This is a genomic window from Streptomyces sp. ISL-12 (assembly GCF_018614415.1).
In the GTDB taxonomy this organism is placed as follows: Bacteria; Actinomycetota; Actinomycetes; order Streptomycetales; family Streptomycetaceae; genus Streptomyces.
Window position 1 is genome coordinate 1 of the sequence record NZ_JAGGOO010000085.1, and the last position, 21,160, is coordinate 21,160.

A 21,160-nucleotide genomic window follows, 5' to 3' on the forward strand; every position below is an offset into this window, starting at 1 on the left:
CCGCCCCCGGCGGCACCCCGCGGCCCTTCGTGACCCTCGGGGAACCCGAGGGATACGACGACGAGCGCGCCCGGCCCCGTCCGCTCGGGCGGCGGCCGCGTTCCCAGGTCGTCGCCGCGGCCGTCTGTCTCGTACTCGGCGTGGGCCTGCTCACCGGTGCCGTCACCGGCAGCTGGCTCGCGGACGACTCCGGGGACGGTGCCCACCAGAACACCTACGACGCCGCCGGCGACCTGTGGCACAACGCGCCGGTCGACGACCTCTTCCCGCCCACCGTGCGGGGCCAGGGCGCCGGCCCCGGCGGTGCCGACCGCACCTGGACCCGCGTCGCCGTCGCCCCCGACAGCGGCTGCGGGCACGCCTTCGACCCCCTCCTGCGCAAGGCGCTCGCCCCGGTCGGCTGCGCGCGCCTGCTGCGCGCCACCTACACCGACGCCACCCGCAGCCACGTCACCACCGTCGGACTCCTGTTCACCAAGGGCGACGCCGCCGCGATGACCTCGCTGGCCGCCCGGTTCGAGGAAGAGGGCCTGGACCGCCGTACCGACCTGATGCCGCTGCCGTACGCCGCGAAGAACACCGCCGCCGCCGGCTTCGGCGCGGCCCAGCGGGCCTCCTGGACGGTCTCCGTCCTCACCGACGCCCCGGTCGTCGTCTACGCCGTCTCCGGCTGGGCCGACGGCCGCGCGGTCGACGACCCGCAGCCCGCCGAGGTGGCCATGGAGACCGGCGCCACCAGCGCCCCGGCGCAGGCGGGCCTCGGCCACGAGGCGCGGGGCCTCGCCGACCGCGTCGAACGCCGCCTGCGCAAGAACGTCGGACCGGCCACGGAGCAGCCCTCGTGACGCACGCCGTGATGAACGCCCGCCGCCGCACCGCCGCCCTCGGCGTCCTCCTCGCGGCCTCCCTGGCCCTGGTGCCCTCCACCGCCGCCCACGCCGACGGCATACGGGCCAAGCAGTGGTCCCTGGACGCCCTGCACCTGGACGAGGTGTGGCGGACCACCAAGGGCGCCGGCGTCACCGTCGCCGTCCTGGACACCGGCGTCGAGGCCGACCACCCCGACCTGGCCGGCAACGTCCTGACCGGCGCGGACCTCGTCGGCTTCGGGGCCGAGGACGGCGACCGGGCCTGGGCCCGGCACGGCACCGCCATGGCCGGGATCATCGCCGGGCACGGACACGGCACCGGCAACGGGGACGGCGTCATGGGCGTCGCCCCCGAGGCCAAGGTGCTGCCCGTCCGCGTCATCCTGGAGGACGGCGACCCGGCCCGCGCCAAGGCCCGCAAGTCCCGCGGCGGCGCCCTCGCCGAGGGCATCCGCTGGGCCGCCGACCACGGCGCCGACGTCATCAACCTCTCCCTCGGCGACGACTCCTCCTCCGCCCACCCGGAACCCGCCGAGGACGAGGCCATCCAGTACGCCCTGAAGAAGAACGTCGTCGTCGTCGCCTCGGCCGGCAACGGCGGCGAGAAGGGCGACCACATCTCCTACCCGGCCGCCTACCCCGGCGTGATCGCCGCGACCGCCGTCGACCGCTACGGCACCCGCGCCTCCTTCTCCACCCGCCGCTGGTACGCCACGGTCGCCGCCCCCGGCGTCGACGTGATCATCGCCGACCCCGACCACCAGTACTACGAGGGCTGGGGCACCAGCGCCGCCGCCGCCTTCGTCTCCGGCTCCGTCGCCCTGATCCGGGCCGCCCACCCCGGCCTGAGTCCGGCACAGATCAAGAGCCTCCTGGAGGACACCGCCGACAACGCCCCCGCCGACGGCCGCGACGACTCCCGCGGCTACGGCTTCATCGACCCGGCCGCCGCGATCGAGGCCGCCGGCCGGCTGAAGGCCCAGAGCCTGGAACCGGCGGCGTACGGCGAGAAGTACTTCGGCGACGGTCCCGACGACGAGACCTCACCCGGCTCCACCTCCGCCTGGGTGGCTCCGCTCGCGGGCGGCGCCGGCGGGGTGCTGCTGGTCGCGGCGGTGGTGCTGTGGCGGGGCCGCCGCACCCGCTACGACGAATTCTGAGCGAGCTCCGGTTCGGCGGAGGCGGTCGCGCCGTCCGCACCGCACACCGACACCGCCGCCTTCGCCGCCGCCTCGACCAGCGAGATCCCCGCCGCCTTGGTGGTGTTGCCCTGCGACAGCGCGGCCACCAGGAGGTCACGGCCGTCGACCGTCACCCGCCCGATGCTGTTGATCACCCACAGCCCCGTCGTACTCCGTGGCAGCCAGCCGTTCTTCAGCGCCGACGACGAGCCCGCCGCCGACACCCCCCAGTCCTGGTCGTCCGCTATCTGTTCCATCAGCCCCTGGAGATACGTCCGGGACGCCGGCGTCAGTACCGAGTCGCTCCCGAACACCTGCTGGAGCAGGACCAGTTGGTCCGCCGCCGTGGTCGTGGTCAGCCCCCACAGGTCGCCGTCCCCGCCCTCGGTCCCGGTGAGCCCGAAGCGCTCGTTCGCGGCGTCCAGCCCGTCGGCCCCGCCGATCGTGCGCCACAGTGCCGTCGCGGAGGCGTTGTCGCTGTTCTCGATCATGGCGGTGGCGTACGTACGCTCCGCCGAGGTCAGCGAACGCCCCGCGTCCTGGGCCTGGAGCAGCAGCGTCGCCAGGATGTCGACCTTGACGATGCTCGCGGTGGCGAAGGTGCCGTCGCCGTACGCGGCGCTCTCGCCGGTCTCCGGGTCCAGCACCGCCACCGACATGAGTGTGCCGTCCGCCACGGACACCGCCGTCATGGCCTTCGCCAGCAGCGCGTCCCGGTCCACGGCGGGTTCCGCCGAAGGTTCCACCGATGCCTCCCCGTCCCCGTCCGTCGGTGCCGAGGCCGACGCCGCCCCCGACGCGGGCGACGATACGGCGGCCGTGCTCGCGTGCGCGCGCAGGTACACCGTCCCCGCCGTCGTACCGCCGCCGACGACGGCACAGGCGAGGGCCGCGTACAGCAGCCTGGATCTGAAGGAGGCCATGACCGCGATGGTCGCGGCGGCACCTGAGCGCCCCGTATGACGCGCGTTAAATGTGGGTCAGGGATTCCTGAGAAGTCCGTGAGGGGTGTGACGAGCGCGTTTCACGGCCCCCGATAGGGTCGGGGACCGTGGCGAACAAGAACATTCCCGACCCCGGCTACTCCGACGACGACGGCTCCGCCGACCCCCGGCTGAGCGCGGCGCTCGCCGCCTGGGCCGAGGACCGCACCGCCCTCGCACCGGTCCTGGCGGCGCTCAAGGGCGCCCGGCTGCTGGTCCCCGTCGTGGCCGTCCTCGGGGAGGTCGAGGAGGACGGTCAAGAAGGGGGCGAAGCTCCCTGGAAGGGCGGTGGTGGGCGACGGGAGGGCGGGCTGCGCCGCGAGAAGACCAGCGACATGGCCGTACCGACGCTGAAGGCCGGCGGCCGGACCGCGCTGCCCGCGTTCACCTCCACCGACTCGCTCGCCCGCTGGGACCCGGCGGCCCGCCCCGTCGCCGTACCCCTGCACCAGGCGCTCCAGGCCGCCGCGCACGAGAAGGCGGACACCGTCGTGCTGGACCTGGCCGGACCGGTGCCGTTCGAGCTGACCGGCCCGGCGCTGCTGGCCCTCGCGGAGGGACGTACGACCACGGACCCGCTGGCCGACCCCGCGGTCGTGGAAGCGGTGCGTGGCGCCGTGGCCGCCGTGGGCGCGGTGGAACGGGCCTACCTCGGACCCGGGCAGGGCGACGGCACGCTCGCTCTGGTCCTCCACCCCGGCATGCCGAACGACGTCAGTGTCCACGCGGTCGCCCGGCGGCTGGCCGCCGACGAGACACTGCGGGCCCGCCTGGTGCGCGGCCTCGACCTGGCACTGCTGCCGGCCGGGGCGACGCCGCCGGGCGAGCCCTTGTACGTCCGTACGGCGGCGGGTCAGCCGTAGACCGCTCCCGTGTACTTCTCGCCCGGGCCCTGGCCCGGGTCGTCGGGCACGAGCGACGCCTCGCGGAACGCCAGCTGCAGCGACTTCAGGCCGTCGCGCAGCGGGGCGGCGTGGAAGGAACTGATCTCCGTCGCGCTCGCGTCCAGCAGACCGGCCAGCGCGTGCACCAGCTTGCGGGCCTCGTCCAGGTCCTTGTGCGCGTCGCCGTCCTCCGTCAGCCCCAGCTTCACGGCCGCGGCGCTCATCAGGTTGACGGCGACCGTGACGATCACCTCGACCGCCGGGACCTCGGCGATGTCGCGGGTCATGGCGTCGAAGTCGGGATTCACGGAAGAACCGGCAGGCGTGTCACTCATGCCGCACACGATAGGCGCAGGACGGCAGGGGTCCCCACCCGGTCTCGGTTGGCACGTTTCGAGCGAAAGCTGCTAACCTTGTGTAACGACCGGTCGGACACGTATGCCTCACGGCGACGCGACCGACCTCAAGTGGAGGCCATTCGAACTCCCACCTGACCGTCCCCCGGGACGGCGGGTCACCGGTCAGGCGGTCCCGTCCACGACGGGGACCAGCCCGAAAGCGCGCCCCGCGATCATCGCGACGGTGCTCCGGTAGCAGTTCGAGGAGCCCCGCCTGTGATCGTCCGGGGCATTTTTCATGTCTCGGCGCGGTTAGGTCTATCGAAACAGACGTAACGCGGCTGTCCGCCAGACGGTCGCGTGGTGCTACCGAGGAGGATCCATCAGCGCCGAGCCCCGCATCAACGACCGGATTCGCGTTCCCGAGGTGCGACTTGTCGGTCCCAGCGGCGAGCAGGTCGGGATTGTCCCGCTTGCCAAGGCCCTGGAGCTTGCGCAGGAGTACGACCTCGATCTCGTCGAGGTCGCGGCGAACGCCCGTCCGCCCGTGTGCAAGCTCATGGACTACGGGAAGTTCAAGTACGAGTCGGCCATGAAGGCCCGTGAGGCGCGCAAGAACCAGGCGCACACGGTCATCAAGGAGATGAAGCTCCGGCCGAAGATCGACCCGCACGACTATGACACCAAGAAGGGTCACGTCGTCCGGTTCCTCAAGCAGGGCGACAAGGTCAAGATCACGATCATGTTCCGCGGTCGCGAGCAGTCCCGGCCCGAGCTGGGCTACCGGCTGCTGCAGCGCCTCGCGGAGGACGTGGCCGACCTCGGGTTCGTGGAGTCGAACCCGAAGCAGGACGGCCGCAACATGATCATGGTCCTCGGTCCGCACAAGAAGAAGACCGAGGCGATGGCCGAGGCCCGCCAGGCGCAGGAAGCCCGCAAGGCCGAGGCGAAGGCCAACCCCGGCCGTTCGATGAACGCCGCGGACCCCGACGCCGCCAACGCCGAGGCCCAGGCCGAGGCATCCGCCGAGGCGTGACCTCCCGGGACGCGAGTCCCAGGACGTAACCGATACACGAGCGACGCTCCACCGTGCCCGGTTTCCACGACCGGGCATCGGAGCGCCACCCACGAGGAGATAACGGCGCTATGCCGAAGAACAAGTCGCACAGCGGTGCCAGCAAGCGCTTCAAGATCACCGGCTCCGGCAAGGTGCTCCGCGAGCGTGCCGGCAAGCGCCACCTGCTCGAGCACAAGTCGTCCCGTGTGACGCGTCGCCTCACCGGCAACGCCGAGATGGCCCCGGGCGACGCCGCGAAGATCAAGAAGCTTCTCGGCAAGTGACGTACGGGCGCCACTGAGCGCCGTACGGCAGGACCGGGACCCAATCGATACCGGGCCGTGTGCGGACCACCGCGGCCCCGCTACAAGGAGTTAAAAAGTGGCACGCGTCAAGCGGGCAGTCAACGCCCACAAGAAGCGCCGGGCGATCCTCGAGCAGGCCTCCGGCTACCGCGGTCAGCGTTCGCGCCTGTACCGCAAGGCCAAGGAGCAGGTCACCCACTCGCTGGTCTACAACTACAACGACCGCAAGAAGCGCAAGGGTGACTTCCGCCAGCTGTGGATCCAGCGCATCAACGCCGCTGCCCGCGCCAACGGCATCACGTACAACCGCTTCATCCAGGGTCTGAAGGCCGCCAACGTCGAGGTGGACCGCAAGATCCTCGCCGAGCTGGCCGTCAACGACGCGAACGCGTTCGCCGCGCTCGTCGAGGTCGCCCAGAAGGCGCTGCCGAGCGACGTCAACGCGCCGAAGGCCGCGTGACGCTGCGCCGGCTTTAGGCCGACGTGACCGCAGGGGCCCGCAGGCTACGGCTTGCGGGTCCTGTGCTTTGTAATCCGCGGGCCGTCGGGGGCTGGTCGCGCCCACGCGGCGGAGCCGCACATCGATACCGCCCCGCGCCCCTAGGTGTCTCTCCCTGAAGGTCGTTGCATGGTTGCCGCTCCTGAGCTGATCTCTCCTCGTTCGCCCCGCGTCTCGGCTGCCCGGCGGCTGGCCAAGCGGAACTTCCGGAGCAAGGAGCGGCTGTTCCTCGCCGAGGGGCCGCAGGCCGTGCGGGAGGCGGCGGGGTTCGGGGAGACGCTCACGGAGCTGTTCGCCACCGTCGAGGCCGCCGAGCGGTACGCCGACATCGTCGGGGAGGCCCGCGCCGCCGGGGCCCGCGTCCACCTCGCCGACGAGCAGGTGATCGCCGACATCTCCACCACCGTCACCCCGCAGGGCCTGGTCGGGGTCTGCCGGTTCGTGGACACCCCCTTCGACGACATACTCGCCGCCCGCCCCAAGCTGGTCGCCGTCCTCGCCCACGTCCGCGACCCCGGCAACGCCGGCACCGTGCTGCGGTGCGCCGACGCCGCCGGCGCCGAGGCCGTCGTCCTCACCGACGCCTCCGTCGACCTGTACAACCCCAAGGCCGTGCGGGCCTCCGTCGGCTCCCTGTTCCACCTGCCGGTCGCCGTCGGCGTCCCCGTCGAGCGCGCCGTCGCCGGGCTGCGCGAGACCGGCGTGCGGGTGCTCGCCGCCGACGGGGCGGGGGAGGACGACCTCGACGCCGAGCTGGACGCCGGCACCATGGGCGGGCCCACCGCCTGGGTGTTCGGCAACGAGGCGTGGGGACTTCCGGAGGAGACCCGCGCCCTCACGGACGCCGTCGTGCGCGTCCCCATCCACGGAAAGGCCGAGAGCCTGAACCTCGCCACCGCCGCCGCCGTATGTCTCTACGCGTCGGCGCGTGCACAGCGCGCCGCCGGAGGGTGCCGTTCCGTCACCGAGAGCTAGTAGGGTGACCAACTCGGGACCCCGGCGTGGCGGAGAGGTGGGGTACGGAGATGGTCGGCACGAGCAGCGCACCGGAAGCATGTCGGGCCGGGCGCCCGCCCGCGCCCCGGCCCGGTGAACCCGCCGGCACCGGCCTCGATACCGGCCTCGACCCCGACGAACTGCCCGACGGCCTCGTCGTCGCCGACGAGCACGGACGGGTGATCCGCTTCAACGCCGCCGCCGAGCGCGTCACCGCCCGCCGCGCCGCCGAGGCACTCGGCGAGAGCCTGGAGAAGGCCCTCCCCTTAGAGGACCTCGAAGGCCGCCGCTGGTGGCAGCTGACCGACCCCTACGGCGGCCTCGCCATCCGCAACCGCCAGCCCGAGCGCAACCTGCTGCTGCCCGGCGGCCGGGAGGTCCTGGTCTCCGCCCGGTACGTGCGCACCCGCCCCACCGGCCCCGTCCGCCGTGTCGTCGTCACCCTGCGCGACACGGAGGCCCGCCGCCGCACCGAGCGCAGCCACGCCGAGCTGATCGCCACCGTCGCCCACGAACTGCGCTCCCCGCTCACCTCGGTGAAGGGCTTCACGGCCACGCTGCTCGCCAAATGGGAACGGTTCACCGACGACCAGAAACGGCTGATGCTGGAGACCGTCGACGCCGACGCCGACCGCGTCACCCGGCTCATCGCCGAACTGCTCGACATCTCCCGCATCGACTCCGGCCGCCTGGAGCTGCGCCGCCAGCCCGTCGACATCGGCGCCGCCGTCGGCCGCCACATCCAGGCGTACGTCGCCGCCGGGCAGAGCGCCGACCGGTTCCTGCTCCGGCTCGCGCAGCCGCTGCCCGACCTGTGGGCCGACCCCGACAAGGTCGACCAGGTGCTCAGCAACCTCATCGAAAATGCCGTGCGCCACGGCGACGGAACCGTCACCATCGACATCACGCCCGCGCCGTCCCCCCGCGAAGGGGAGGGCACCGGCACGTCGGTCACGGTGAGCGACGAGGGGCCCGGCATCCCGGAGGAGTCCATGAACCGCGTCTTCACCCGCTTCTGGCGGGGCAGCAAGCGCGGCGGCACCGGCCTCGGGCTCTACATCGTCAAGGGCATCGTGGAGGCCCACGGCGGCACCATCACCGTCGGCCGGGGTCCGCGGGGCGGCGCCGAGTTCCGATTTACGCTGCCCGTGAGCGCTCCGGCCTATCTGGCCTGAGCCGCCCGCGGGCGCCATCGCGTTCCTCCACCCCGTTAGACTCGGCCTTTGGCACCTTTGTGTCCCCGTTCCAGGGACGACACGTCCCCCGAGTCGGGACGGGGACCATCCGCCTGGGGGCACCTCCCAGCGTTAGCTGGGGGACAATCGGAAGCACGGGAAGAGATGTCGGCACCGAATAAGTCGTACGACCCTGTCGAGGTCGAGGCGTTGAAACCGGAAGAGATCGAGCGCATGCGGGACGAGGCGCTCGCCGCCTTCGCAGCCGCGGACTCCCTCGACGCGCTCCAGGAGGCGAAGGTCGCGCACACCGGCGGCACCTCGCCGCTGGCGCTCGCCAACCGCGAGATCGGCGCCCTGCCCCCGCACGCCAAGGCCGCCGCCGGAAAGCTGGTCGGCCAGGCCCGCGGTGCCGTGAACAAGGGCCTCGCCGCCCGCCAGGCCGAACTGGAGGCCGAGCGCGACGCCCGGGTGCTGGTCGAGGAGGCGGTCGACGTCACGCTGCCGTACGACCGCGTACCGGCCGGCGCCCGCCACCCGCTCACCACGCTCTCGGAGCGCATCGAGGACATCTTCGTCGCCATGGGCTACGAGGTCGCCGAGGGCCCCGAGGCCGAGGCCGAGTGGTTCAACTTCGACGCCCTCAACATCGGCCCGGACCACCCGGCCCGCGGCGAGGCCGACACCTTCTTCGTGCGGGGTCCCCAGGGCGGCACCGAGTCCGGCGTCGTGCTGCGCACCCACACCTCGCCCGTGCAGGTCCGCTCCCTGCTCGGCCGCGGCACCCCGGTCTACGTGATCTGCCCCGGCCGCGTGTACCGCACCGACGAGCTGGACGCCACCCACACCCCGGTCTTCCACCAGGTCGAGCTGCTCGCCGTCGACGAGGGCCTGACCATGGCGGACCTCAAGGGCACCCTCGACCACATGGTGCAGTCGCTGTTCGGCGCGGAGATGAAGACCCGGCTGCGGCCCAACTTCTTCCCCTTCACCGAGCCGTCCGCCGAGATGGACATGGTCTGCTACGTCTGCAAGGGCGAGTCCGTCGGCAACCCCGACCGCCCCTGCCGCACCTGCTCCAGCGAGGGCTGGATCGAGCTGGGCGGCTGCGGCATGGTCAACCCCCGGGTGCTGACCGCCTGCGGCGTGGACCCGGAGAAGTACAGCGGCTTCGCCTTCGGGTTCGGTATCGAGCGCCTGGCGATGTTCCGCCACAACGTCGAAGACATGCGAGACATGGTCGAGGGTGACGTCCGGTTCACCCGGCCGTTCGGGATGGAGATCTGATGCGGGTCCCGCTTTCCTGGCTGCGGGAGTACGTCGACCTGCCGGCCACCGAGACCGGCCGCGACGTGCAGGCCAAGCTGATTTCGGTCGGCCTGGAGGTCGAGACCGTCGAGCACCTCGGCGCCGACCTCAAGGGCCCGCTGGTGGTCGGCCAGGTGCTGACCATCGAGGAGCTGGAGGGCTTCAAGAAGCCGATCCGCTTCTGCACCGTCGACGTGGGGCAGGCCAACGGCACCGGTGAGCCCCAGGAGATCGTCTGCGGCGCCCGGAACTTCACCGTCGGCGACAAGGTCGTCGTGGTCCTCCCCGGCGCCACCCTGCCCGGCGGCTTCTCGATCGCCGCCCGCAAGACCTACGGCAAGGTCTCGCACGGCATGATCTGCTCCGGCGACGAGCTGGGCATGGGCGACGACGGCAGCCACGGCATCATCGTGCTGCCCCCGGAGACCGAGGTCGGCCGCGACGCCATCGAGCTGCTGGAACTGGTCGACGAGGTCCTCGACATCGCCGTCACCGCCAACCGCGGCGACTGCCTGTCCATCCGCGGCGTCGCCCGCGAGGCCGCCATCGCCTACGGCCTGCCGCTGCGCGACCCGGCCCTGCTCGACGTACCCGGGCCGAACGCCTACGGCTACCCGGTGAAGATCGCCGACCCCGCCGGCTGCGACCGCTTCACCGCCCGCACGGTCACCGGCCTCAGCCCCGAGGCGCGCTCCCCGATCTGGCTCCAGCGCCGGCTCCAGAAGGTCGGCATGCGCCCGATCTCGCTCGCCGTCGACGTCACCAACTACGTGATGATGGAGCTGGGCCAGCCCCTGCACGCCTACGACCGTTCCCTGATCCAGGGCACCATCGGCGTGCGCCGGGCCGCGGAGGGTGAGAAGATCGTCACCCTCGACGGCACCGAGCGCGTCCTGCACGCCGAGGACCTGGTCATCACCGACGACCGCGGCCCGATCGGCCTCGCCGGTGTCATGGGCGGCGCCAACACCGAGATCGCCGACCACGGCGCCGACTCGAACGCGACGAGTGACGTGGTCATCGAGGCCGCCCACTTCGACGCGGTGGCCATCGCGCGCACCGCCCGCCGCCACAAGCTCTCCTCCGAGGCGTCCCGCCGCTTCGAGCGCGGCGTCGACCCACAGGCCGCCGCCGCTGCCGCGCAGCGCACCGTCGACCTGCTAGTGCTGCTCGCGGGCGGCACCGCCGAGGCCGGCGTCACCGAGATCAGCGCCCCGCACGCGCCGCGCACCATCACCCTCCCGGCCGACCACCCCGACAAGGTCGCGGGCGTCACCTACGGCCGCGAGACCGTCGTACGCCGCCTCCAGGAGGTCGGCTGCGACGTGTACGGACAGGACGAGCTGCTGGTCACGGTGCCGTCCTGGCGGCCCGACCTCACCGACCCCAACGACCTGGCCGAAGAGGTCATCCGCCTGGAGGGCTACGAGAACCTGCCCTCCACGCTGCCCAAGCCGCCCGCCGGGCGCGGTCTGACCCCCCGGCAGCGGCTGCACCGCCGCGTCGGCCGGGCGCTGGCCGGCGCCGGCTACGTCGAGGCGCTCAGCTACCCGTTCGTCAGCGAGAAGGTCTTCGACCAGCTCGCCCTGGACGCCGACGACCCGGCCCGCCGGGTCGTGAAGCTGGTCAACCCGCTCAGCGACGAGGAGCCCGCGCTGCGGACCACGCTGCTGCCGGGCCTGCTCGGCGCGCTGCGCCGCAACGACGGCCGGGGCACGCACGACCTCGCGCTGTACGAGACCGGCCTGGTCTTCCAGCCGCGCCAGGAGCAGCGCACCGCCGCCGCCCTGCCCGTCGACCGGCGGCCCTCCGACGAGGACCTCGCCGCGCTGAACGCCGCGCTGCCCGACCAGCCGCGGCACGTCGCCGTCGTGCTCGCCGGCGCCCGTGAGCAGGCCGGCTGGTGGGGCGCGGGCCGCCCGGCCGAGTGGGCCGACGCCGTCGAGGCCGCCCGGACCGTCGCCCGGGAGGCGGGCGCCGAGCTGATCGTCCGCAAGGGGCAGTACGGGCCGTGGCACCCGGGCCGCTGCGCCGAACTGGCGGTGAGCCTGGACGGCACCGAGCGGGTCATCGGCCACGCGGGCGAGCTGCACCCGCGGGTGGTGAAGGCGCTCGGGCTGCCCGCGCGCACCTGCGCGATGGAGCTGGACCTCGACGTCCTGCAGCGGGCCGGGGACGACACACCGCAGGCGCCGGGCATCTCCACGTTCCCGGTGGCCACGCAGGACGTCGCCCTCGTCGTCGACACGGCGGTCCCGGCGGCCGACGTCGAGGCGGCGCTGCGCGAGGGCGCGGGCGAACTGCTGGAGTCCATCCGGCTGTTCGACGTTTACGACAACGCGGAGCAGCTCGGCGAGGGACGGCGGTCGCTGGCGTACGCGCTGCGCTTCCGGGCGGCGGACCGGACGCTGACGGTCGACGAGGCGTCGGCGGCCAGGGACGCGGCGGTCGCCCTCGCCGGGGAGCGGACCGGGGCGGTGCTGCGCGGCTAGTCGCCGTGGCGGGACCGGCAGCCGGACAGGACAGCCGGGCCGGGCCGGGCACGCGCCCGGTCCGGCTTGTCGCGCGTTTCCCGCGTTGTTCTCCGCGTTGTTCCCCGCCCTCTGACCGGGGCAATTTCAGCCCCGTCACTCATATGGGTGATGAACCCGGATGATATGGCCCTTCTCGGCCATGTCGTCGACAGAATCGGACCGGTCCTTCGGGGCCGGTCCGCGCTGTCTGGGCCTGACTGGGGGACCCACGGCATGATCTGCATCCGGACCTTGACCGGTCCGTCCGTCCGCCCGCGCCGAAGCCCGTTACGCCGGGTGCTCGCGCTGGGGCTGCCCACCGCGTGGGGCGCCACCGCCATCACGTACAAGCTGGCCTGCCCGCTCGCCCAACAGGACGGGCTCGGCGCCCGGCTCGTCTCCAGCGCCGTCTTCTTCGCCGTCGGCACCGGGCTCGTCCTGCACGTCCGGCGGACCCTGCTGCGCGAGCTGCGGCAGGCCCGCCGGATCGCGGGCGTCGCACAGAGCGCGCTGCTGCGCCCGCTGCCTCCGAGGGTCGGCGGGCTGAACGTGGCCGCCGCCCAGCTCTCCGCCGAACGCGGCGCCGCGATCGGCGGCGACCTGTACGAGGTGGTCGGCACCGAGCACGGGGTGCGGGTGGTGATGGGAGACGCCCGGGGGCACGGCCTCGCCGCCGTCGGGACGGCCGCCGCCGTTCTCGGCAGCTTCCGCGAGGCGGTGCACGACGAGGACGACCTCGGCGACGTCCTGCGCCGCCTGGACCGCGCCCTCGCCCGGCACGTGCGCGAGCGGTCCCGCGACGGCACGGCGGGCGAGGAGTTCGTCACCGTCCTGCTGCTGGAGATCGGGCCCGACGGCGAGGTGCGGACGCTGAACTGCGGGCATCCCTGGCCCTGCCTGATCACCGGCACCGAGATCGAGCCGCTCGCCCGGACCGCCCCCCTGCCGCCGCTCGGCCTCTTCCCGCTCCCCGACGAGCTGCCGGCCGAGCGGCACGGGCGGCTGCTGCCGGGCCAGGCGCTGCTGCTCCACACGGACGGTGCCGAGGACGCCCGGGACGGCCGCGGCCGGTTCTTCCCCCTGCGGCAGACCCTGACCGACGCGGTGCGCGAACAGCCGCTGTGCCCCCGGGCCGTACTGCACCGGGTCCTCACCGCGCTGCTGCGCCACACCCACAACAGCCCGTCCGACGACGTCGCCCTGCTGATGCTGCACCACGACGGCACTCGCGCCCTCGACGACATGTCCCTGGCCGGTCATGGCGCCGACTCGCTCCCCTGAGCCGGCGCCCGCCGCCCGCCCCGCCACGGAATGTCGGGCAGACGGCCGGGCGGGCGGCGCGGCAACGGGCCACCGCACTGTACGAGGGGGAGCCGGCGGCCCGACCGGCCTCTGTTACGAGGTGTTCCAGTCAAGCGGGCGAGAACTCTCCGCGACAGCGCGCACACGGTGCGGATTCGCGTACTCGGTTCACACCCCGTGTGAAGACAGACCCACTACTCTCTACGGCACCGAGCCACCGGGGGCCCGACATGCAGCCCAACACTCTGCTCGACGCGATCCTGGACGAGGCGGGCATCTCGCACGCCGGTCTGGCCGCGCACGTCAACCAGGCGGGACGAAGCCGCGGACTCGCCCTGCGGTACGAACACACCGCCGTGGCGCGGTGGCTGAAGGGACAGCGCCCGCGTGGCCAGGTGCCCGACCTGATCTGCGAGGTGCTCGCGGCCCGGCTGCGGCGCCCCGTCACCCTCGACGACATCGGCCTCGGCGTGCCCGGCGAGCCGGCCGCCCCGCACACCGGCTCGCTGTCCGGGTTCGTCGAGCGCGCCACCGCGCTGTGGCGCTCGGACCAGCAGCAGCGCCCGCACATCCTCGGCGCGCCCGCGCTCACCGGCACCCCCGCCGTGATGCCCGTGTGGGAGTGGGAGAACCCGCCCGAGGACGTGGACGTCTCCCGCGGCGGCCGGCACCCGGTCACCTCGGCCGACCTGGACATGCTGCGCTCGGCCCGGGCCCACTACGAGCAGCTGTACCGCAAGGCCGGCGGCGTGGCGACCCGCGCGCGGATCGTCGGTTTCCTGAACGCCGAGGCCGCCCCGCTGCTGCGCGGCAGCTACACCGACGCCACCGGCCGGCAGCTGCACCGCGCCACCGGCGGCCTGGTCGCGGTGGCCGGCATCTGCGCCTACGACTCCGACGCGCACGGCCTGGCCCAGCGCTACTTCCACCAGGCCCTCAGGCTCGCCAAGGCCAGCGGCGACCGGGGCCTGGGCGCGTACATCATCGCGCTCCTCGTCAACCAGGCGCTCTACCTGCGGGAGTACCGCCAGGCCGTCGCCTTCGCCGAGGCCGCGCTGCGCACCGCGGGGCGGCACATCACCCCGGCGCTCGCCTCCGACCTCTACGCGATGCAGGCCAAGGCGTACGCCCACCTCGGCGACGGCACCAGCGCCCTGTCCTGCATCCGGCGGGCCGAGCAGGCAGCCGACCGCATCCGGCGCGGGCGCGAGCCCGACGAGACCGGCTATGTGCAGCCGGGGCTGGTCAACGTGCAGGTGGCCGAGGCACTCCTCAGCCTCGGCGAGGTCGCCGCGGCCGCCGAGCACGCCACGGCGGCCGTCGACACCCCGGCGCACGACCGGGGCCGGGTGCACCGGCTGGCGATGCTCAGCACGATCGAGCTGCGGCAGGGCAACGCCGACAAGGCGGTGGTGACGGCCGTGCAGATGACCGAACAGGCCCGGGGGATGGAGTCCCAGCGGCTGCGCGACAGACTCCGCGCGGTGCGCGAGCACCTGGTGCGCAGCGGCGGCGCGGGCACCGCCGAGGCCGCCGAACTCATCGACGGGGCACTGCGCGTACCGCTGTGATCCCGGTGCCCCGAGTGCACCCCGGAACGGCACCGAGTGCCCGCCGTCGCCCCGCGCACGGCGGGCGTGCGCCTCCTGCAGCACAGAGTCGGCTGCCATATTGCCACCTACTCAATGAAAGGTGGCATAACCGTGCAGTGGACGAAACGGAACGAGCAGGTTGTGTACTCAAATCGCTGGTTCAGCGTCAATCTCGCGGACGTCGAGCTGCCGGACGGCCGGCATCTCGACCACTTCCTCATACGGATGCGCCCGGTGGCCGTGGCCACGGTGGTCAACGAGGCCAACGAGGTGCTGCTGCTGTGGCGGCACCGCTTCATCACCGACAGCTGGGGCTGGGAGCTGGCGGCCGGTGTCGTCGAGGACGGCGAGGACCTCGCCGCCGCGGCGGCCCGGGAGCTGGAGGAGGAGACGGGCTGGCGGCCGGGACCCCTGCGCCACCTGATGAGCGTGGAGCCGTCCAACGGCCTCACCGACGCCCGGCACCACATCTACTGGGCCGACGAGGGCGAGTACGTCGGGCACCCCGTGGACGACTTCGAGTCCGACCGCCGGGAGTGGGTGCCCCTCAAGCTGGTTCCCGACATGGTCGCGCGCGGGGAGGTGCCGGCCGCCAACATGGCGGCCGCGTTACTGCTGCTGCACCACCTCAGGCTCGGGCAGGACGCGATGCCCTGACCCGCCCGGCGGCACCGGTCCCGCGGGACCGTCAGCGGCCGAACGCCTGCCAGACGGCCACGATGAGCGCGCCCACGGCCGTGATCGCCGCGATCGAGGGCAGTGGCCAGCGGGCGTGTTCCAGGGTGGTGAGGCGGGTGCTCAGTTCGTCCACCGTCTTGGCGGTCTCCTCGGTGCGGTGGTTGAGCAGCGTCAGTCCGCCCTCGACGCGGGCGTAGGCGACGTCGAGCCGGCGCCGTAGGTCGGCCAGTTCTCCGTTCACGACGGGCTGCTCGGAATCGGCGGTCACGAAACCGCTCCTTTCCGTGATCGGACGAGCGCGCACGCATCCCTTGCGTGCGCGTGAAGAGTCAACCGTCCGGCGGAGCGCGCGGGGAGAGTGTGCGCGGGGCATATGCGAGCCCGGCGTACACACGGTGTGTGAAAGCGATGGGCCCGGCACCCCTGCCGGGTGCCGGGCCCACTCGGAGCGAGTGCTCCGTCAGCCGTACGAGGTCAGCTGTACGAGTAGAACCCCGAGCCGCTCTTGCGGCCCAGCCGCCCCGCGTCGACCATCCGCTGGAGCAGCGGCGGAGCGGCGTACAGCGGCTCCTTGTACTCGTCGTACATCGACGAGGCCACCGAGGCGACGGTGTCCAGGCCGATCAGGTCGGACAGCTTCAGCGGGCCCATCGGGTGGGCGCAGCCCAGCTCCATGCCGTTGTCGATGTCCTCGCGGCTGGCGATGCCCGACTCGAACATCCGGATCGCGGAGAGCAGGTACGGGATCAGCAGCGCGTTGACCACGAAGCCGGAGCGGTCCTGGGCCCGGATCGCGTGCTTGCCGAGCACCTTCTCGGTGAACAGCTGGGCCCGGCTGAGCGTGCCCTCGGAGGTGGTCAGCGCCGGGATCAGCTCGACGAGCTGCTGCACCGGGGCCGGGTTGAAGAAGTGGATGCCGATCACGTGGTCGGGCCGCGAGGTGGCGACCGCGAGGCGGACCAGCGGGATCGAGGAGGTGTTGGAGGCGAGGATCGCGTCCGGGCGGGTGACGACCTGGTCGAGGACCTGGAAGATCTCCGTCTTGACCTGCTCGTTCTCGACGACCGCCTCGATCACCAGATCACGGTCGGCGAACTCGCCGAGGTCGGTGGTGAAGCCGAGCCGGGCCTGCGTGGCCTCCCGCTCCTCCTCGGTGATCTTCCCGCGCTCGGCGGCCTTGGCCAGCGAGTTGAACAGCCGGGTGCGGCCTATCTCCAGGGCCTCTCCGGTGGTCTCGGCGACCATCACCTCCAGACCGGCACGGGCGCACACCTCGGCGATGCCCGCACCCATCTGACCGCAGCCGACCACGCCGACGCGCGCGATATCTCCCGAGAAGACGGTCACATCGTCCCTTTCGCTGTCCTACGGCACCGGCAGCGCGCCGGGGGTCCCGGCGTCTGCTCCGATCGTGCACGTTACCCTCGCCGTGACGTCGATCGGTCCTCCGGGTCGGGCATGCTGTGCCCCTGGGACGATCCGTGACCGAGCGGATCCGGAGCGTTTTGGGGTCTTTCATGAGTCTTCCCGTGCGCCGGCTGTCACGCCGGGCGTTCGCGGTGGCGGCGGTGTCCGCACTCACGATGGCGCCGCGTGCCTCGTCGGCACCGGGCAGCCGGGGCACCGGCACGGCGGAGGGGACCGCCGGGGCCGGCGGCGGGGCCGCCGGCACGACCGGGATGCGGGGCATGTGGCTGGCCACCGTCGCCAACCGGGACTGGCCCTCCCGGCCGGGGCTGTCCGGCGCCGAGCAGCGCGAGGACCTGGTCGAGTACCTCGACACCGCGGTGAAGTACGGCCTGAACACGGTCTTCTTCCAGGTACGCCCCGCCGCCGACGCGCTGTGGCCCTCCGTGTACGAGCCGTGGTCGGAGTGCCTGACCGGCGTCCAGGGCCGCGACCCCGGCTGGGACCCGCTGGGCACGGCCGTGGCCGAGGCGCACGCGCGCGGCCTGGAACTGCACGCCTGGTTCAACCCCTACCGGGTCGCCAACCACACCGACCGGTCCAGGCTGGCCGCCTCCCACCCCGCCCGCAAGCACCCCGGCTGGGTGGTGCCGTACGGCGGGAAGCTGTACTACAACCCCGGGCTGCCCGAGGTCCGGGCCTTCGTGCAGGACGCGATGTTCGACGCGGTGGGAAAGTACGACGTGGACGGCGTCCACTTCGACGACTACTTCTACCCGTACCCGGTGGCCGGGCAGAGCTTCGGTGACGCGAAGACCTACGCCGCCTTCGGCGGGGGCTTCGGGTCCAAGGCCGCGTGGCGGCGGGACAACATCGACCGGCTGGTGCGGGAGACGGCGGCCCGGGTCAAGAAGGTCCGCCCCGCCGCGCGGTTCGGCATCAGCCCCTTCGGCGTGTGGCGCAACTCCACCACCGACCCCCGCGGCTCGCGCACCCAGGGCGGCGTCCAGACCTACGACGACCTGTACGCGGACACCCGCACATGGGTCCGGGAGGGCTGGATCGACTACATCGTGCCGCAGCTGTACTGGCACATCGGCATGGCCGCCGCCGACTACGCCGAGTTGCTGTCCTGGTGGTCCGCGACCGCCGCGGGCAGCCGGACCGAGTTGTACATCGGCGAGGCGCTCTACAAGGCCGGCGACAAGGCGCAGCCCGCGGCCTGGCAGAAGCCGGGCGAACTCTCCCGCCACCTGACGCTGGCCAAGGACCACCCGCAGGTGCGCGGGCACGTCTTCTTCGGCGCGCGGGACGTGGCCGCCGACCCCATCGGGGCGATGACGCGGGTGGCCGCCGACCACTACGGGCAGCCGGCGCGCACCACCCGCTGATCGCTCCTACAGCTGGGTCTCCCGGTGCCGGATCTCGGTGTCCGGGCCGGGTGAGCACACGGCCTCGTGCCCGTCCTCGAAACGGACGCGGTACGGGGGAGTGCCCGCCCGGCCCAGCACCTCGACGATCTCGGCCTTCTTGTCCTGCTGTCCGACCACCCTGCCGTGCTGGACAAGCTGGTCACCGACGTTCGCACGCATGGGCGCGGCCTCCTCACCGTCGCGGGGCAGCGGTCCGTGCTGTCGAGTCTACGGCGATGCGCTCCGGGTGGAGACCCGGTCAGCCCCGCGCCCGCTGGGTGACGGCGATGCACACCAGTACCGCCACGGCCGTGACCGGCGCGGCCACCGGCAGGTGCTCGCCCAGCAGCACCGACCACACCAGGGTCAGCAGCGGCTGCGCCAGCTGCAACTGGCTGGCCTTGGGGATGCCGATGGCGGCCATGCCCCGGTACCAGACGACCAGACCGAGGAACTGGGAGCCGACCGCGACCCACAGCAGCCCGGTCACACTGTGCGCGGTCAGCTCCACGGGCTCCAGGGACAGCGCCACCGCCGTCGCGGGCACCGTCAGCGGCAGACACAGCACCAGCGCCCAGCCGATCACCTGCCAGCCCGGCATGACCCGGGCCAGCCGGCCGCCCTCGGTGTACCCGGCCGCGCAGACCAGCAGGGCCGCGAACAGATACGCGTCGGCCGCCGTCAGCGCCCCGCCGCTCTGCTGCACGGTGAAGGCGACCACGGCCGCCGCGCCCACCAGCGCCGCGACCCAGAACGTGCGCGAGGGGCGGGTCCCCATGCGCAGGGCGGACAGCAGGGCGGTGGTCAGCGGCAGCAGGCCGACCACGACGGCGGCGTGCGCGGTGGTCGAGGTCCGCAGCGCGAGCGTGGTCAGGAGCGGGAAGCCGAGGACGACGCCCGCGCCGACGACCGCCAGCCCCGCCCAGTGCCGCCGGTCCGGCAGCGGTACGCGCAGCCCCAGCAGACAGCTCCCCGCGATCGCGGCCGCGAGGACGCTGCGCACGGCGACCAGGGTCCAGGTACCGAACCCTTCCAGGCCCCAGGCGGTGGCGGGGAAGGTGAGGGAGAAGGCGACGACGCCGAGCGCGGCCTGAAGGGTGCCCGCCGCCGCGGAGACCTTGGCCGGGTCCCCGACCGCTATCGCCGCTGTACCGGTAGCGCTACTCTGTGCTCTCATGCAAGAGCGTAGCAGCGTGGACGAACTGGCGAAACTGCTGCGGCAGGAGCTGAACCGCTACTCGCCTGGTGGAAAGCTGCCGTCGAGCCGGGCCCTCGTCGAACGGTTCCGGGTGAGCCCGGTGACCGTCTCGCGGGCCCTGGCGCGGCTGGCCGCCGAGGGGCTGGTGATCACCCGGCCGGGCGCCGGCGCCTTCCGCGCCGAGCGGCACGCACCGGCCCCGTCCGCCGGGGACACCTCCTGGCAGGAGGTCGCGCTCAGCGCGGACGGCGCCACCGACCTCGTACCGCGCTCGGTGGACGCCTCGGGGGTCCTGGCGTCGCTGGCCGCCCCGCCGCCCGGTGTCATCGAGTTCAACGGCGGCTATCTGCACCCCTCGCTCCAGCCGGAACGGGCGCTGGCCGCCGCCCTGTCCCGGGCCGGCCGGCGGCCCGGTGCGTGGGGCCGGCCGCCGATGGAGGGGCTGTGGGAACTGCGCGAGTGGTTCGCGCGTGCCATCGGAGGACCCGGCGGCACCGTCACGGCCGCCGAGGTCCTGGTCACCGCCGGCGGCCAGTCCGGGCTGACCACGGCGTTGCGCGCGCTCGCCCCGCCCGGGGCGCCGGTCCTCGTCGAGTCGCCGACCTACCCCGGCATGCTGGCCATCGCCCGCTCCTCGGGACTGCGCCCGGTCCCGGTCCCGGTGGACGCCGACGGGGTCCGCCCGGCCCTGCTCGCCGACGCCTTCCGGGCCAGCGGCGCCCGCGTCTTCGTCTGCCAGCCCCTGTTCCAGAACCCGACCGGCGCGGTGCTCTCCGCCGACCGGCGCGGCGAGGTGCTGCGCATCGCCCGCGAGGCGGGCGCGTTCGTGATCGAGGACGACTTCGTACGGCGGCTGGTGCACGAGGACGCCGGGCCGCTGCCGCCGCCGCTGGCCGCCGACGACCCGGACGGCGTGGTCGTCCACGTCTGCTCGCTGACCAAGGCGGCCTCGCCCAGCTTCCGGGTGAGCGCGCTGGCCGCGCGCGGCCCGGTGCTCCAGCGGCTGCTGGCCATCCAGGTCGTCGACAGCTTCTTCGTGCCGCGCCCGCTCCAGGAGGCCGCCCTCGAACTCGTCGGCTCACCCGCCTGGCCACGCCATCTGCGGGCGGTCTCGGCGCAGTTGCGCACCCGCCGGGACACCATGACCTCCGCGCTGCGGCTGCGCCTGCCCGAACTCGCCCTCCCGCACGTCCCGTCCGGCGGCTACCACCTCTGGCTGCGGCTGCCCGACGGCACCTCGGAGGCCGCGCTGACCGCCGCCGCCCTGCGCGCGGGCGTCGCGCTCACCCCCGGCCGCCCGTACTTCAGCGCCGAGCCGCCCGCCGGACACCTGCGGCTGAGCTTCGCGGCGGTGGCGGGCGCGGGGGAGATCACCGAGGGGGTACGGCGGCTGCGGGCGGCTCTGGACGAGGTGCCCGGCGGATCACCGGACGCCGTGCCCGGCCGATAACCCCTCGACGTCC

21 protein-coding genes are annotated in these 21,160 nt (G+C 73.2%); 15 read left to right on the plus strand and 6 right to left on the minus strand.

Going from position 1 to position 21,160, the window contains the following annotated elements; genetic code table 11:
• Together J7I94_RS23510 and mycP are read left to right on the plus strand one after the other, a co-directional pair.
• On the plus strand, positions 1-845 hold an 845-nt coding region (locus J7I94_RS23510; protein ID WP_251075611.1), incomplete at its 5' end, for a hypothetical protein.
• An 11-nt stretch (positions 846-856) separates the two neighbouring features.
• The gene (gene mycP, locus J7I94_RS23515; protein ID WP_215169803.1) at positions 857-2,029 is read left to right on the plus strand and encodes a type VII secretion-associated serine protease mycosin; all 1,173 of its coding nucleotides are present in this window, start codon (positions 857-859) and stop codon (positions 2,027-2,029) included.
• Here mycP and J7I94_RS23520 read toward each other — a convergent pair.
• The gene (locus J7I94_RS23520) at positions 2,014-2,973 is read right to left on the minus strand and encodes a serine hydrolase (protein ID WP_215169718.1); all 960 of its coding nucleotides are present in this window, start codon (positions 2,971-2,973) and stop codon (positions 2,014-2,016) included. The genes mycP and J7I94_RS23520 overlap by 16 nt on opposite strands.
• A 128-nt stretch (positions 2,974-3,101) precedes the next feature.
• Here J7I94_RS23520 and J7I94_RS23525 point away from each other — a divergent pair, with 128 nt between their 5' ends.
• Entirely contained in the window at positions 3,102-3,896 is a 795-nt protein-coding gene (locus J7I94_RS23525) for an SseB family protein (protein WP_215169720.1), read from the plus strand.
• Here the strand turns inward: J7I94_RS23525 and J7I94_RS23530 are convergent.
• A complete protein-coding gene (locus J7I94_RS23530) occupies positions 3,887-4,252 on the minus strand; it encodes a DUF1844 domain-containing protein (RefSeq protein WP_215169722.1) in 366 nt (121 codons plus the stop codon). The two genes, J7I94_RS23525 and J7I94_RS23530, sit on opposite strands and share 10 nt — an antisense overlap.
• Positions 4,253-4,637: 385 nt before the next feature.
• Here J7I94_RS23530 and infC point away from each other — a divergent pair, with 385 nt between their 5' ends.
• The 10 genes from infC (at position 4,638) to J7I94_RS23580 (ending at position 15,659) form a co-directional block, all read left to right on the plus strand.
• Positions 4,638-5,291: a translation initiation factor IF-3 gene (gene infC / locus J7I94_RS23535; protein WP_215169806.1), complete on the plus strand. Its 654-nt coding sequence runs from the start codon at positions 4,638-4,640 to the stop codon at positions 5,289-5,291.
• 110 nt (positions 5,292-5,401) lie between these two features.
• Positions 5,402-5,596 carry a 50S ribosomal protein L35 gene (rpmI, locus tag J7I94_RS23540; protein ID WP_003977225.1) on the plus strand — a complete coding sequence of 65 codons (195 nt, stop codon included), beginning with the start codon at positions 5,402-5,404 and terminating at the stop codon, positions 5,594-5,596.
• Positions 5,597-5,693: 97 nt separating this feature from the next.
• Positions 5,694-6,077: a 50S ribosomal protein L20 gene (gene rplT, locus J7I94_RS23545; protein WP_006141703.1), complete on the plus strand. Its 384-nt coding sequence runs from the start codon at positions 5,694-5,696 to the stop codon at positions 6,075-6,077.
• 168 nt (positions 6,078-6,245) lie between these two features.
• Positions 6,246-7,091 (plus strand): RNA methyltransferase, encoded by an 846-nt coding sequence (locus J7I94_RS23550; RefSeq protein ID WP_215169724.1) that lies wholly within the window; start codon positions 6,246-6,248, stop codon positions 7,089-7,091.
• 50 nt (positions 7,092-7,141) lie between these two features.
• Positions 7,142-8,287: an ATP-binding protein gene (locus J7I94_RS23555; protein ID WP_215169726.1), complete on the plus strand. Its 1,146-nt coding sequence runs from the start codon at positions 7,142-7,144 to the stop codon at positions 8,285-8,287.
• A 165-nt stretch (positions 8,288-8,452) separates the two neighbouring features.
• A complete protein-coding gene (gene pheS / locus J7I94_RS23560; RefSeq protein WP_215169728.1) occupies positions 8,453-9,574 on the plus strand; it encodes a phenylalanine--tRNA ligase subunit alpha in 1,122 nt (373 codons plus the stop codon).
• Positions 9,574-12,087, plus strand: a complete 2,514-nt coding sequence (gene pheT, locus J7I94_RS23565) for a phenylalanine--tRNA ligase subunit beta (protein ID WP_215169730.1) — start codon at positions 9,574-9,576, stop codon at positions 12,085-12,087. Before pheS ends, pheT begins: the two co-directional genes overlap by 1 nt.
• A 255-nt stretch (positions 12,088-12,342) precedes the next feature.
• Entirely contained in the window at positions 12,343-13,389 is a 1,047-nt protein-coding gene (locus J7I94_RS23570) for a PP2C family protein-serine/threonine phosphatase (protein WP_215169732.1), read from the plus strand.
• A gap of 251 nt (positions 13,390-13,640) precedes the next feature.
• On the plus strand, positions 13,641-14,981 hold the full coding sequence (locus tag J7I94_RS23575; protein ID WP_215169734.1) for a transcriptional regulator: 1,341 nt from the start codon (positions 13,641-13,643) through the stop codon (positions 14,979-14,981).
• A gap of 132 nt (positions 14,982-15,113) precedes the next feature.
• A complete protein-coding gene (locus tag J7I94_RS23580; RefSeq protein WP_215169736.1) occupies positions 15,114-15,659 on the plus strand; it encodes an NUDIX domain-containing protein in 546 nt (181 codons plus the stop codon).
• 31 nt (positions 15,660-15,690) lie between these two features.
• On the opposite strand, the gene J7I94_RS23585 is transcribed toward J7I94_RS23580, so the two are convergent.
• Complete coding sequence (locus J7I94_RS23585; RefSeq protein ID WP_215169738.1) at positions 15,691-15,948, minus strand: hypothetical protein; 258 nt, start codon at positions 15,946-15,948, stop codon at positions 15,691-15,693.
• A gap of 206 nt (positions 15,949-16,154) precedes the next feature.
• Positions 16,155-17,027: a 3-hydroxybutyryl-CoA dehydrogenase gene (locus J7I94_RS23590; RefSeq protein ID WP_215169740.1), complete on the minus strand. Its 873-nt coding sequence runs from the start codon at positions 17,025-17,027 to the stop codon at positions 16,155-16,157.
• Positions 17,028-17,197: 170 nt separating this feature from the next.
• On the opposite strand from J7I94_RS23590, the gene J7I94_RS23595 reads away from it, so the two are divergent.
• Positions 17,198-18,478: a glycoside hydrolase family 10 protein gene (locus J7I94_RS23595; RefSeq protein WP_251075613.1), complete on the plus strand. Its 1,281-nt coding sequence runs from the start codon at positions 17,198-17,200 to the stop codon at positions 18,476-18,478.
• 6 nt (positions 18,479-18,484) lie between these two features.
• Here the strand turns inward: J7I94_RS23595 and J7I94_RS23600 are convergent, their stop codons facing one another.
• Positions 18,485-18,679 (minus strand): DUF1918 domain-containing protein, encoded by a 195-nt coding sequence (locus J7I94_RS23600; RefSeq protein WP_215169742.1) that lies wholly within the window; start codon positions 18,677-18,679, stop codon positions 18,485-18,487.
• 79 nt (positions 18,680-18,758) lie between these two features.
• Complete coding sequence (locus tag J7I94_RS23605; protein ID WP_215169744.1) at positions 18,759-19,676, minus strand: DMT family transporter; 918 nt, start codon at positions 19,674-19,676, stop codon at positions 18,759-18,761.
• On the opposite strand from J7I94_RS23605, the gene J7I94_RS23610 reads away from it, so the two are divergent.
• Positions 19,675-21,147: a PLP-dependent aminotransferase family protein gene (locus tag J7I94_RS23610; protein WP_215169746.1), complete on the plus strand. Its 1,473-nt coding sequence runs from the start codon at positions 19,675-19,677 to the stop codon at positions 21,145-21,147. The two genes, J7I94_RS23605 and J7I94_RS23610, sit on opposite strands and share 2 nt — an antisense overlap.
• The last annotated feature ends 13 nt before the right edge of the window (positions 21,148-21,160 follow it).

What these genes read in the sequence shown, in the direction of transcription:
- mycP (WP_215169803.1), top strand. Translation starts at nt 857, where the DNA reads ATGAACGCCCGCCGCCGCACCGCCGCCCTCGGCGTCCTCCTCGCGGCC.
- J7I94_RS23520 (WP_215169718.1), bottom strand. Translation starts at nt 2,973, where the DNA reads ATGGCCTCCTTCAGATCCAGGCTGCTGTACGCGGCCCTCGCCTGTGCC.
- J7I94_RS23530 (WP_215169722.1), bottom strand. Translation starts at nt 4,252, where the DNA reads ATGAGTGACACGCCTGCCGGTTCTTCCGTGAATCCCGACTTCGACGCC.
- rpmI (WP_003977225.1), top strand. Translation starts at nt 5,402, where the DNA reads ATGCCGAAGAACAAGTCGCACAGCGGTGCCAGCAAGCGCTTCAAGATC.
- J7I94_RS23550 (WP_215169724.1), top strand. Translation starts at nt 6,246, where the DNA reads ATGGTTGCCGCTCCTGAGCTGATCTCTCCTCGTTCGCCCCGCGTCTCG.
- J7I94_RS23555 (WP_215169726.1), top strand. Translation starts at nt 7,142, where the DNA reads ATGGTCGGCACGAGCAGCGCACCGGAAGCATGTCGGGCCGGGCGCCCG.
- pheS (WP_215169728.1), top strand. Translation starts at nt 8,453, where the DNA reads ATGTCGGCACCGAATAAGTCGTACGACCCTGTCGAGGTCGAGGCGTTG.
- pheT (WP_215169730.1), top strand. Translation starts at nt 9,574, where the DNA reads ATGCGGGTCCCGCTTTCCTGGCTGCGGGAGTACGTCGACCTGCCGGCC.
- J7I94_RS23570 (WP_215169732.1), top strand. Translation starts at nt 12,343, where the DNA reads ATGATCTGCATCCGGACCTTGACCGGTCCGTCCGTCCGCCCGCGCCGA.
- J7I94_RS23575 (WP_215169734.1), top strand. Translation starts at nt 13,641, where the DNA reads ATGCAGCCCAACACTCTGCTCGACGCGATCCTGGACGAGGCGGGCATC.
- J7I94_RS23595 (WP_251075613.1), top strand. Translation starts at nt 17,198, where the DNA reads ATGAGTCTTCCCGTGCGCCGGCTGTCACGCCGGGCGTTCGCGGTGGCG.
- J7I94_RS23600 (WP_215169742.1), bottom strand. Translation starts at nt 18,679, where the DNA reads ATGCGTGCGAACGTCGGTGACCAGCTTGTCCAGCACGGCAGGGTGGTC.
- J7I94_RS23610 (WP_215169746.1), top strand. Translation starts at nt 19,675, where the DNA reads ATGCAAGAGCGTAGCAGCGTGGACGAACTGGCGAAACTGCTGCGGCAG.
- J7I94_RS23605 (WP_215169744.1), bottom strand. Translation starts at nt 19,676, where the DNA reads ATGAGAGCACAGAGTAGCGCTACCGGTACAGCGGCGATAGCGGTCGGG.